Source organism: Frigoribacterium faeni, assembly GCF_011761235.1.
GTDB lineage: Bacteria > Actinomycetota > Actinomycetes > Actinomycetales > Microbacteriaceae > Frigoribacterium > Frigoribacterium faeni_A.
This window is the reverse complement of sequence record NZ_JAAOYW010000001.1, coordinates 557,695-569,341: the sequence shown is the minus strand read 5'-3', so window position 1 is coordinate 569,341 and position 11,647 is coordinate 557,695. Positions and strand designations below refer to the sequence as shown.

The window sequence follows — 11,647 nt, the reverse complement described above, 5'->3', positions numbered from 1 at the left end:
CGGGGCGGGGTTCGACGTGCGCCTGACGCCCGCGTCGCGTCACCTGACGCGCGCTCACCCACGTGGTGCGACCCTCCCGACCGTGCGCCGGGACGACGACGGCCGCCCGCTCCGCGAGGAGGGGGCGGCCGTCGTCGGCGCCGGGGCTAGAGCGTCAGCGCCCGGGCGATCAGGTCGGCCTGCTGCGCGGCGCTGGCCTTGGTCGAGCCGGCCGCGGGCGAGGCGGACGCCGGGCGCGAGGCGACCGTGATCGGCCGGTCGAGGTGCTTCTGCAGCTCGAGCACGACGAACGGCCAGGCGCCCTGGTTCTCCGGCTCCTCCTGGGCCCAGACGAGCTCGGCGGAGGGGTAGCGCGACAGCACCTCACGGATGCGCTCGAGCGGCAGCGGGTAGAGCTGCTCGAGACGGACGAGCGCGATGTCGTCCTGCACGCCGCGCTTGTCCAGCTCGGCGGTCAGGTCGTAGTGGATCTTGCCGGAGTGCAGCACGATGCGCTTCGTCGCCGACGGGTCCTGCACGCGGGTGCAGTCGAGCACGGGCTCGAAGCGGCCGCTCGTGAAGGCCTCCACCCCGCTCGTCGCGCCGCGGAGGCGCAGCATCGCCTTGGGCGTGAACACGACGAGCGGTCGACGCGGACGGGCGTAGGCCTGGCGGCGCAGCAGGTGGAAGTAGGAGGCGGGGGTCGAGGGACGCGCGATGGTCATGTTGTCCTCGGCGCACAGCTGCAGGAACCGCTCCATGCGGGCCGACGAGTGGTCGGGGCCCTGGCCCTCGTAGCCGTGCGGCAGCAGCAGCACCACGCTGGAGCGCTGGCCCCACTTCTGCTCGGCGCTCGAGATGAACTCGTCGATGACGGTCTGGGCGCCGTTGCTGAAGTCGCCGAACTGCGCCTCCCACATGACGAGCGCGTCGGCCCGCTCGACCGAGTAGCCGTACTCGAACGCCATGGCCGCGTACTCGCTGAGCAGCGAGTCGTAGATCCAGAGGTTCGCCTGGTCGTCGGAGATGTTCTGCAGGGGCAGCCACTCCTGGCCGTTCTCGCGGTCGTGCAGCACCGAGTGGCGCTGCACGAAGGTGCCGCGGCGGCTGTCCTGGCCGGCGAGGCGCACCGGCGTGCCCTCGGTGAGCACGGAGCCCATGGCGAGCAGCTCGGCGAAGGCCCAGTCGATGCCGCCGTTGCGGCTCATGTCGACGCGCTTCTTGAGCAGCTGCGAGAGCTTCGGGTGCACGGAGAAGCCCTCGGGCGGGTTGTCGTGCGCGTCGCCGATCGCGTGGACGAGCTCGAGGTCGACGCCCGTGGTCTCGGGCTCGCCCGAGCGGTCGTCGCGCTGCGACTGGGGTCGCTCCAGGTCTTCGACGTCGCCCGCGTCGTCGGTGACGACCGGCATCGAGCCGGTCTGCGCCGCGTGGGTCTCGGCGAAGGCGCGCTCGAGGCGATCCTGGAAGTCGCGGTGCGCGCCGTCGTATTCATCTTGGGTGATGTCGCCGCGGCCCACGAGGGCCTCGGTGTAGAGCGTGCGCACGCTGCGCTTCGCCTCGATCAGGTTGTACATCAGCGGCTGCGTCATCGAGGGGTCGTCGCCCTCGTTGTGCCCGCGGCGGCGGTAGCAGATGAGGTCGACGACGACGTCGCGCTTGAACTGCTGGCGGTACGAGAACGCCAGCTCGGCGACGCGGGCGACGGCCTCGGGGTCGTCGCCGTTGACGTGGAACACCGGCGCCTGGATCGTCTTGGCGACGTCGGTCGAGTAGATCGACGAGCGCGACTCGGTCGGGGGAGTCGTGAACCCGACCTGGTTGTTGATGACGACGTGGACGGTGCCGCCGACGCGGTAGCCGCGCAGCATCGACATCTGCAGCGTCTCGACGACGACGCCCTGGCCGGCCATGGCCGCGTCGCCGTGGATGAGGATCGGCAGCGTGTTGAAGGCGCCGCGGGGGCCGCGGTCCTGCTTGGCCCGGACGATGCCCTCGAGCACGCCGTCGCCGGCCTCGAGGTGCGACGGGTTCGCCGCGAGGTAGACGGGGATGGTCTCGCCGGTGGCGCTGGTGAACTCGCCCTCCGTGCCGAGGTGGTACTTGACGTCGCCCGAGCCCTGCACGGTCTTCGGGTCCTGGGTGCCCTCGAACTCGCGGAAGATCTGGCCGTAGGTCTTGCCGGCGATGTTCGTGAGCACGTTCAGGCGGCCGCGGTGCGCCATGCCGATGGCGACCTCGTCCAGACCCTCGCGGGCGGCCTGCTGGATGACCGTGTCGAGCAGGGCGATGGTCGACTCGCCGCCCTCGAGGCTGAAGCGCTTCTGGCCGACGTACTTCGTCTGCAGGAACGTCTCGAACGCCTCGGCTTCGTTGAGCTTCGCGAGGATGCGCATCTGCTCGTCGTGCGAGGGCTTCACGTAGGGCACCTCGACGTGCTGCTGCACCCAGGCGCGCTGGGCCGGGTCCTGGATGTGCATGTACTCGACGCCGATGGTGCGGCAGTACGAGTCGCGCAGGATGCCGAGGATGTCGCGCAGCAGCGCGGAGGTGTGCCCGCCGAGGCCGCCGGTGACGAACTCGCGGTCGAGGTCCCAGAAGGTCAGGCCGTGGCTCTCGATCGCCAGGTCGGGGTGCGAGCGCTGGCGGTACTGCAGCGGGTCGATGTCGGCCATGAGGTGGCCGCGCACGCGGTAGCTGTTGATGAGCTCCTGCACGCGGGCCGTCTTGCCCACGCGCTCGGCGAGGTTGACGTTGATGTCGGGGTTCCAGTGGATGGGCTCGTAGGGGATGCGGAGCGCCGAGAAGATGTCCTCGTAGAAGCGGCGCTGGCCGATGAGCAGCTCGTTGACCTTCTTGAGGAACTCGCCCGAGCCGGCGCCCTGGATGACGCGGTGGTCGTAGGTGCTCGTCAGGGTGACGGTCTTGCCGATGCCGAGCTCGACGAGCGTCTTCGCCGACGTGCCCTGGAACTCGGCCGGGTAGTCGAGCGCGCCGGCGCCGATGATCGACCCCGCGCCCTTCATGAGACGCGGCACGCTGTGCACCGTGCCGATGCCGCCGGGGTTCGTCAGCGAGATCGTGTTGCCCTGGAAGTCGGCGGCGGTGAGCTTGTTGTCACGGGCCCGGCGGACGACGTCCTCGTAGGCCGACAGGAAGTCGGCGAAGGTCATCTCGTCGGCCTTCTTGATGCCGGGCACGAGCAGCGCCCGCGTGCCGTCGGGCTTGGGGATGTCGATCGCGAGGCCGAGGTTGATGTGCGCCGGGGTGACGACCGAGGGCTTGCCGTCGACCTCGTCGTAGAAGACGTTCTGGCTCGGGAACTCCTTCAGGGCCTGCACGAGCGCCCAGCCGATGAGGTGCGTGAACGACACCTTGCCGCCCCGGGCGCGCTTGAGGTGGTTGTTGATGACGATGCGGTTGTCGATCATCAGCTTCGCCGCGACGGTGCGGACGCTGGTGGCCGTCGGCACGCTGAGGCTGGCGTCCATGTTCGTCGCGAGCGACTTCGCCATGCCGCGCAGGGGGGCGACGGTGGCCTCGGGCTCCGGCGTGGGCTCGGCGCTGGTGCGGGGCTTCTCGGGGGCCTTGGCCGGAGAGTCGGCGGGGATGGGCTTCTCCGACGGCTCGACCGACGTCGTCTTGGCGGCCTTCTTGCCGGCGGGCGCGGCGGGGGCCGGGGCGGGCGCCGCGGGCTCGTTCTGGCCGGGCGCGCCGGTCACCTCGTCGGGGATCTGCGCCTGGCCGCCCTCGGTGGACGAGGGCTCAGGGGCGGGGGCCGAGGAGGCGGCGCCCTCGGGAGCGGAGGAGGTCGCGGGGGCAGCGCCCGCGCCTCCGTCGGAGGGCGTGTACGCCTCGAGCACGGGCCACCACGACTCGTCGACCGAGTTCTTGTCGACCACCCACTGCTCGTAGAGCTCGTCGACCAGCCACTCGTTGGCCCCGAAGGCGCCCTCGTCGGTCGTTCCCGTCACGTGGCTCGTCACAGCCGATCGCCCACTCTCCGTTGATCGTTCGATGTCGCGGCGGGCAGCGGCGCCCGCCGGGAGACAGCTTAACAAGGTCCGCCGGGCCGCGTCTGGACGACCCGCAGGGATTACCGTGGGGGCCATGAGGTTCTACGAGACGACGCCGACCCACGACCTGACGTACTCCGACGTCTTCCTGGTCCCGAGCCGCTCGTCGGTCACCAGCCGCCTGGACGTGTCGCTCGCGCCGGGCGACGGCACGGGCGCGACGGTGCCGATCGTCTCGGCGAACATGAACTCCGTCACCGGCCCCCGCCTCGCCGCGACCCTGGCCCGCCGCGGCGGCCTCGGCGTGCTGCCGCAGGACATGCCCCTGCAAGAGCTGGACGCGGCCATCCGCTGGGTCAAGTCGCAGCCCGTCGAGTGGGACACGCCCTGGTCGCTCGACCCGGGCGAGACCGTCGCGTCGGCCCTCACGCGCGTGCCCGCCGTCGAGGGCCACGGCATCGTGCTGCACGACTCCGACGGCTCGTTCCTCGGCTGCATCGCCGCCTCCCGGCTCGCCACCGCCCCGCGCGACGCCGTGCTCGGCGACCTGCTGCACGGCGCCCTCACCTCGCTCGACGCCGACGACGTCGACTCGCCGCGGGCGGCCTTCGACCGCATGGTCGCCGCCGAGATCGACTTCGCGCCGGTGCTGCGGCACGGCCGGGTCGTGGGCACGGTGAGCCGCAAGGGCGCCCTGCGGTCGACGATCTACCAGCCCGCGGTCGACCGCGACGGGCGCCTCCGGGTCGCCGCCGCCGTCGGCATCAACGGCGACGTCGAGCAGAAGGCCCGGGCACTGGCCGCCGCCGGCGTCGACGTGCTCGTGCTCGACACGGCCCACGGCGACCAGGACGGCATGGTGGCCGCGGTCAAGACCGTGGCGGGTGCGCGGCTGGGCCTGCCGATCGTCGCGGGCAACGTCGTCACCGAGGAGGCGGTGCGCCACCTGGTCGGTGCGGGCGCGGACGTCGTCAAGGTCGGCGTCGGCCCCGGCGCGATGTGCACCACCCGCATGATGACCGCCGTGGGCCGTCCCCAGTTCTCGGCCGTGCTCGAGACGGCCGCCACGGCACGCGCGCTGGGCGCGCACGTCTGGGCCGACGGGGGAGTCCGCTACCCGCGCGACGTGGCGCTGGCCCTCGCGGCCGGGGCGTCGTCGGTCATGATCGGCTCGTGGTTCGCCGGCACCGTCGAGGCGCCCGGCGAGCTCGCGAGCGACGAGCGCGGCCTGTACAAGGAGAGCTGGGGCATGGCCTCGACCAAGGCGGTCCAGGGCAGGTTCGGGCGGCTCGACCCGTTCGAGCTGGCCCGCAAGACGCTGTTCGCCGAGGGGATCTCGTCGTCGCGGATCTACCTCGACCCGCTGCGGCCCGGCGTCGAGGACCTGCTCGACATGATCACCTCGGGCGTCCGCAGCTCGTTCACCTACGCCGGCGCCCGCACGCTGCCCGAGTTCGCCGAGCGGGCCCTCGTCGGCGTGCAGTCGGCGGCCGGCTACGAAGAGGGCAAGGCGCTCCCCGTCAGCTGGTGACCGGGACCTCGAGACGAGTGACGGAGGGGCCGGTCAGCGGATAGGATCACCTCCCTATGGATGACCCTCCGTCTCAGCCCGCCGTGCCCCCTCACCATCCGGCCCCGTCCGCCGTCCGGACGACCGAGGGCGGTGCTCCGTCGTCGTGAACGAGTGGATCCTGCTCGCCATCGGCATCGTCCTCACGATCGGCACCGGTCTCTTCGTGGCCAGCGAGTTCTCGCTGGTCAACCTCGACCGCTCGGACCTCGAAGCCCGACAGTCGAAGGGCGAGAAGGGCCTCGCGCCCACGATCGGCGCCCTCCGCATCACGTCCACGCACCTGTCGAGCGCGCAGCTCGGCATCACGCTGACGACCCTGCTGACCGGCTACACGATGGAGCCGGCGATCTCCCGGCTGCTCGCGCCGCCCCTCCTCGCGGTCGGCGTGCCCGAGCCCGTCGTCACGGTGGGCGGGCCCGTGGTCGCCATCGTCGTCGCCACGCTGCTCTCGATGATCGTCGGCGAGCTCGTGCCGAAGAACTTCGCGCTCGCGCTGCCGCTGCGCACGGCGAAGCTCGTGATCCCGTTCCAGGTCGGCTTCACGACCGTGTTCAAGCCGGCCGTCGCGCTGCTCAACAACACGGCCAACGCGATCCTGCGCGGCGTCGGCATCGAGCCGAAAGAAGAGCTCTCGGGGGCCCGCACCGCCGAGGAGCTGTCGTCGCTGGTGCGCCGGTCCGCCTTCGAGGGAAGCCTCGACCTCGACACCGCCACCCTGCTGGCCCGCACCCTGGCCTTCAGCGACCACACCGCCTCCGACGTGATGACGCCGCGGCCGCGGCTGTCGACCGTCACCCGGACCGACTCGGCCGAGACCGTGCTGCAGCTGGCTCGGCGCACCGGCCTGTCCCGGTTCCCGGTCACCGACGACGGCATCGACGACGTCGTCGGCCTCGTCCACGTGAAGCAGGCCGTCTCGGTGCCCCGGGAGAAGCGCGCCGACGTGCCCGTTTCAGCCCTGCTCACCGACGCCGTTCGCGTGCCCGAGACCATGACCCTCGACAACCTGCTGGGCGAGGTCCGCGGCCGCGGCTACCAGATGGCCGTCGTCGTCGACGAGTACGGCGGCACGGCCGGAGTCGTCACCCTCGAGGACCTCATCGAGGAGCTCGTGGGCGAGGTCTCCGACGAGCACGACCGCAGCCGGGTCGACGTGGTCCGCTCGCGCAACTGGCTCACGTTCCCCGGGCTGCTGCGCCCGGACGAGCTGCTCGAGCGCGCCTCGGTCAAGGTCCCCGACGAGGGCCCGTGGGAGACCGTGGGCGGCTGGGTCATGAGCGAGCTCGGGCGCCTGCCCGTCGTCGGCGACGTCGTCGAGGCCGAGGCGGGCACGTTCCGCGTCGAGCGCCTCGACGGCCGCCGGATCGACCGGGTCCGGTTCACCCCGACGCCCGAGGACGAGGTCGCCGACGAGGTCGCGGCCGGCGGCGGTCGGTCCGAGCGCGGCGGTCGCTCCGAGCGCACCGGTCGCTCGGGGGCGCCGTCGTCGATGCGCGACTCCGACGCCCGCGCGAAGGAGGCGACCCGATGAGCGACTGGTGGGGCATCGTCTGGCTCGTCGTGCTGCTCATGGGCAACGCGTTCTTCGTGGCGGCCGAGTTCGCCGTCATCTCGGCCAGGCGGTCGCAGATCGAGCCGCGGGCCGAGGCAGGCAGCCGGGCCGCGAAGACCACGTTGTGGGCCATGGAGCACGCGACGATGATGCTGGCGACGACCCAGCTCGGCATCACCATCTGCTCGCTGCTCATCCTCAACGTCTCCGAGCCCTCGATCCACCACCTCCTCGAGGGCCCGCTCGGCCTGACCGGCCTCAGCGAGGAGCTCGTGAGCGTCGTCGGGTTCGTCATCACGCTGCTGCTCGTGTCGTTCCTGCACGTGGTGCTCGGCGAGATGGTGCCGAAGAACATCTCGTTCTCGCTGCCGGACCGGGCGGCGCTGCTGCTCGCGCCTCCGCTGGTGGCCGTGGCGCGCCTCCTGCACGTCGTCGTGGTGTCGCTCAACTGGTCGGCGAACGCCGTCCTGCGGGCGTTCCGCGTCGAGCCGAAGGACGAGGCGGCCAGCGCCTACACGGTCGACGAGGTGGCCACGATCGTGGCGCAGTCGCAGCGCGAGGGCACCCTGCGCGACGGCAGCGGCACGCTGCAGGCGGCGTTCGAGTTCACCGAGAAGACGGTCGACGACGTGGCCGTGCCGATGTCGGGCCTCGTCACCCTGCCCGAGGACGCCACGCCCGGCGACGTCGAGCGGGCCGTGGCGGTCAACGGCTTCTCGCGCTACGTGCTCGTGGACGACGCGGGCGACCCCACGGGGTACCTGCACCTGAAGGACGTCATCGACCTCGACGAGGACGAGTTCGGCGACCCGGTGCCGCCGAAGCGCATCCGCCAGCTGATCTCGATCTACCAGGGCACCGAGCTCGAGGACGCCCTCGCGACCATGCGCCGCAGCGGCGTGCACGTCGCCCGGTCGTTCGACGAGCGGGGCGACACCCGCGGGGTGCTGTTCCTCGAGGACATCCTCGAGGAGCTCATCGGCGAGGTCCAGGACGCGACCCGGCGCTCGTAGCGCCGCACGGTGCGGGTCGTGCACACGACGACGGCCGCGCCGCCCCGAGGGGCGACGCGGCCGTCGTCGTCGTGTGCCCGCTAGGCCGTGCGGAACGGGGCGCGCTGGTACTGGGCGGGCCAGTAGTCGAGCTCGACGCCCAGCTCGGCCGCGGCGCGCAGCGGGAAGTGCGGGTCGCGGAGGAACTCCCGCGCCATGAGCACGACGTCGGCCCGGCCCTCGGCGACGACGTCCTCCGCCTGGCGGGCCGAGACGATGAGCCCGACGGCCCCCGTGTCGACCTCGGCCGTCTCGCGGACGTGCTGGGCGAAGGGCACCTGGTAGCCGAGCCCGACGGGGATGGTCACCCCGGCGACGAGGCCGCCGGTCGAGATGTCGAACAGGTCGGCGCCGGCGTCGCGCGACCAGGCGGCGACGGTCGCGGTCTCCTGCTCGTCCCACCCGCCCTCGGCCCAGTCGGTGGCCGAGAAGCGGACCAGCAGGGGCAGGTCGTCGCCGACCTCGGCCCGGACGGCGCGGACCACGTCGACGAGGAGGCGCGCCCGGTTCTCGAGGGAGCCGCCGTACTCGTCGGTGCGCCGGTTGCTGAGCGGCGACAGGAACTGGTGCAGCAGGTAGCCGTGGGCGGCGTGCAGCTCGATGAGCCCGAAGCCGGCCTCGACCGAGCGGCGGGCGGCGACCCGGAACGCCTCGACGGTCTCGACGACCTCGTCGTGCGTCATGGCCCGGGGCTCGGCGTAGCCCTCGAAGGCGACGGCGGAGGGGGCGACCGTCGGCCAGCCGCCCTCGCTCTCGGGCACGCTGCCCTGCGTCTCGCTCCACGGGCGGAAGGTCGACGCCTTGCGTCCGGCGTGGGCGAGCTGGATGCCGGGGACCGAGCCCTGGGCCCGGACGAACGCGGTGATCGGCGCGAGTGCGGCGACCTGCTCGTCGTTCCAGATGCCGAGGTCCTGGGGCGAGATGCGGCCCTCGGGCGTCACGGCCGCGGCCTCCGAGATGACCGCGCCCGCGCCTCCCCGGGCGAGCGAGCCGAGGTGCACGAGGTGCCAGTCGGTGGCGACGCCGTCCTGCTCGTCGGCCGAGTACTGGCACATCGGCGCGACCCAGAGCCGGTTGCGGAACGTCGTGCCGCGCAGGCTGATCGGGTCGAAGAGGTGCGCGGCGGCCGCGCCCGTCGTCGAGGAGGGGGCGGAGGAGGTGGTGGGTGCTGCGTCCGTCTGGGTCACGAGAGCGGTCATCGCCTTTCGGTGGGGTGGCCCGCGAGGCCCTCGACGAAGAGCCGGAGCGGCTCGGGGCCGGTGAACAGGTGCCCGGTGATGCCGAGCGCCCGGGCGGCCTCGACGTTGTCGGACCTGTTGTCGATGAACACCGTGTCGGCCGCGGTTGTTCCGAGCTCGGCGAGGACGTGGCGGAAGATCGAGGCCGAGGGCTTGAGATCGTCGAGCTCGGCGCTGACGAAGACGTGCTCGAACAGGTCGCCGAGGGGCGAGTGCCGGAACGGCGACGAGAAGTCGAGGCCGGCGTTCGAGAGGATCGCCAGGCGGGTGCCGCCGTCGGACAGGTCGGCGATCACGTCGAGCGTGCCGGGCTCGGGCACGAACCACGACGGGAAGTCCGCGGCCCACAGCTCGTGGACGCGCGTGCGCGACCAGGAGGCGCCGGTGTCGGCCTCGACCGCGCGCCAGTACGCGGTCGCGGTGAGGCGGCCGTGGTCGAGGGCGTGCCGGTGGGCTCCGTAGCTGGCCCACAGCGCGGCGGGGTCGACGCCCGCGAGGTCCTCGATGCGGCGTCGCGAGGCGTCGTCCGGGAACCGGGAGATCACCTCGCCGTAGTCGAAGACGACGGTGCGGCCGGGGAGGGAGATGCTCATCGCTCCACCGTATCGGCGCCGTGGACGTCGCCGCGGTGCGGTCGACTAGCGTCGGGGCGTGACCACCGACTCCCGCCCTGCCCCCTGGACCCCCGCCGACGCCGCCGACTGGATCGCCGTGCCCGCCGCGGACGACGACAAGTACAGCCGCGGCGTGCTCGGCGTCGTGACCGGCTCGACGGCCTACCCGGGCGCCGCGGTGCTCGGCGTAGAGGCGGCGCTGCACACGGGGGTCGGCATGCTCCGCTACCTCGGGCCCGCCCGGGCCTCGGACTTCGTGCTGCACCGCCGCCCGGAGGCCGTCACGAGCCCGGGCCGGGTGCAGGCCTGGCTGCTCGGCTCCGGGGTGGACCCGGACCACCTCGACGACGAGACCTCCGACGGATTCGAGACCGCCGCCTCCTCGGGGCTGCCCCTGGTGCTCGACGCGGGCGCGATCGGCTTGCGCGAGCGGGCGACGGGGCGGGTCGTCGTCACGCCGCACTTCCGCGAGCTCGCGCGGGCCACGGGCCGGTCGGTCGACGACGTCGCCGCCGACCCGGCCGAGGCGGCGGCGCGGGCGGCGGGCGAGTGGGGCTGCACGGTGCTCGTGAAGGGCCACCGCACCCACGTGGCGTCGGCCGGGGGCACGCGGCTCGTCGCGGAGAGCGCCCCCTCGTGGCTCGCGACGGCCGGTGCGGGCGACGCCCTCGGCGGCGTGCTGGGCGCGCTCGTCGCGACCCACGCGGACGTCGCGCTCGAGCAGGAGGACGCCCTCGCCCGTCTCGCCGCGACCGCGGCCGTCGTGCACGGCCTCGCCGCCGAGAGGGCGAGCGGGGGAGGGCCGCTGACGGTGCTGGGTCTCGTCGACGCGCTGCCGGCGACGATCGCGGGGCTGCTGCGCCGGACCTAGGAGGCGGGCGTCGCCGACACGAGGAACTCGACCGTGCCCGAGTCCTCGACCTGGACGAAGCCGAAGCTGGGCGCCTCGACGCCGAAGTCGCTGAACGTCACCGGGACCGACCCGCTGACCTGGACGCCGTCGCCGGAGAGGGCGGCCTGCAGCGAGACGGTCACGCTCTTCGTCACGCCGTGCATCGTGAGGTCGCCCGTCGCCTCGACGGTCTCGACCTCGCCGTCGGCGGGCACGCCCGCGTCGATGGGCTCGGAGAGGACGAAGGTCGCCGTGGGGTACGTCGACGCCTCCATCGCGTCGTCCCGGAAGTAGCCGTCGCGGTTCGCGCTGTCGGTGGCGATGCTCGCCACGTCGACCTCGACGGTCGCCGCGGTCACGGCGTCGCCGTCGACCGTGACCGAGCCGGTCACCTGGTCGGTGCTGCCGACGACGGTGACGTCGGTGCCGTTCAGCACCTCGTCCACGCGGTAGCCCGCCGTGCTGCCGTCGCCGACGGCCCAGGTGCCGGAGAGGTCGCTGGTGTCGATGGTCGTGGCGCCGGGCGTCACGGACACGGTGGGCGCGGCCTCGGGCTCGCCCACGATCACGTCGCGGTAGAACGCGGGCCCGGCGACGGCGGCGGTGACGCCGACGCCCACCACGACGACGGCCGCCACTCCGAGCACGATCCCGGTCTTCTTCTTCATGGTCTGTCTCCTGGTCGGTCTGCGGCGCTGGGCGTGGGTCGGCACGGCGTGCCAGGGGCAGCGTCC

At 72.7% G+C, this 11,647-nt stretch carries 8 protein-coding genes; 4 read left to right on the top strand and 4 right to left on the bottom strand.

The window, feature by feature from the left end:
- Positions 1-146: 146 nt before the first annotated feature.
- The gene (locus FHR78_RS02615; protein WP_347878018.1) at positions 147-3,962 is read right to left on the bottom strand and encodes a multifunctional oxoglutarate decarboxylase/oxoglutarate dehydrogenase thiamine pyrophosphate-binding subunit/dihydrolipoyllysine-residue succinyltransferase subunit; all 3,816 of its coding nucleotides are present in this window, start codon (positions 3,960-3,962) and stop codon (positions 147-149) included.
- Positions 3,963-4,086: 124 nt separating this feature from the next.
- Between FHR78_RS02615 and FHR78_RS02610 the strand changes: the two genes are divergently transcribed.
- From FHR78_RS02610 to FHR78_RS02600, 3 genes are all read left to right on the top strand, one after another.
- Positions 4,087-5,523, top strand: a complete 1,437-nt coding sequence (locus tag FHR78_RS02610; protein ID WP_166758942.1) for a GuaB1 family IMP dehydrogenase-related protein — start codon at positions 4,087-4,089, stop codon at positions 5,521-5,523.
- Between the two features lie 145 nt (positions 5,524-5,668).
- Positions 5,669-7,096, top strand: coding sequence for a CNNM domain-containing protein (locus tag FHR78_RS02605; protein WP_166758941.1), 1,428 nt, complete (start codon positions 5,669-5,671; stop codon positions 7,094-7,096).
- Positions 7,093-8,130 (top strand): hemolysin family protein, encoded by a 1,038-nt coding sequence (locus FHR78_RS02600; protein ID WP_166758940.1) that lies wholly within the window; start codon positions 7,093-7,095, stop codon positions 8,128-8,130. Before FHR78_RS02605 ends, FHR78_RS02600 begins: the two co-directional genes overlap by 4 nt.
- A gap of 80 nt (positions 8,131-8,210) precedes the next feature.
- Here the strand turns inward: FHR78_RS02600 and FHR78_RS02595 are convergent, their stop codons facing one another.
- Together FHR78_RS02595 and FHR78_RS02590 are read right to left on the bottom strand one after the other, a co-directional pair.
- Entirely contained in the window at positions 8,211-9,272 is a 1,062-nt protein-coding gene (locus tag FHR78_RS02595) for an NADH:flavin oxidoreductase/NADH oxidase (protein ID WP_347878085.1), read from the bottom strand.
- A 92-nt stretch (positions 9,273-9,364) separates the two neighbouring features.
- Positions 9,365-10,000 (bottom strand): HAD family hydrolase, encoded by a 636-nt coding sequence (locus FHR78_RS02590; protein WP_166758938.1) that lies wholly within the window; start codon positions 9,998-10,000, stop codon positions 9,365-9,367.
- Positions 10,001-10,058: 58 nt separating this feature from the next.
- On the opposite strand from FHR78_RS02590, the gene FHR78_RS02585 reads away from it, so the two are divergent.
- Entirely contained in the window at positions 10,059-10,892 is an 834-nt protein-coding gene (locus FHR78_RS02585; RefSeq protein ID WP_166758937.1) for an NAD(P)H-hydrate dehydratase, read from the top strand.
- Here the strand turns inward: FHR78_RS02585 and FHR78_RS02580 are convergent.
- Positions 10,889-11,581 carry a YceI family protein gene (locus tag FHR78_RS02580; protein ID WP_166758936.1) on the bottom strand — a complete coding sequence of 231 codons (693 nt, stop codon included), beginning with the start codon at positions 11,579-11,581 and terminating at the stop codon, positions 10,889-10,891. The two genes, FHR78_RS02585 and FHR78_RS02580, sit on opposite strands and share 4 nt — an antisense overlap.
- Positions 11,582-11,647: the final 66 nt, after the last annotated feature.

What these genes read in the sequence shown, in the direction of transcription:
- FHR78_RS02610 (WP_166758942.1), top strand. Translation starts at nt 4,087, where the DNA reads ATGAGGTTCTACGAGACGACGCCGACCCACGACCTGACGTACTCCGAC.
- FHR78_RS02600 (WP_166758940.1), top strand. Translation starts at nt 7,093, where the DNA reads ATGAGCGACTGGTGGGGCATCGTCTGGCTCGTCGTGCTGCTCATGGGC.
- FHR78_RS02590 (WP_166758938.1), bottom strand. Translation starts at nt 10,000, where the DNA reads ATGAGCATCTCCCTCCCCGGCCGCACCGTCGTCTTCGACTACGGCGAG.
- FHR78_RS02580 (WP_166758936.1), bottom strand. Translation starts at nt 11,581, where the DNA reads ATGAAGAAGAAGACCGGGATCGTGCTCGGAGTGGCGGCCGTCGTCGTG.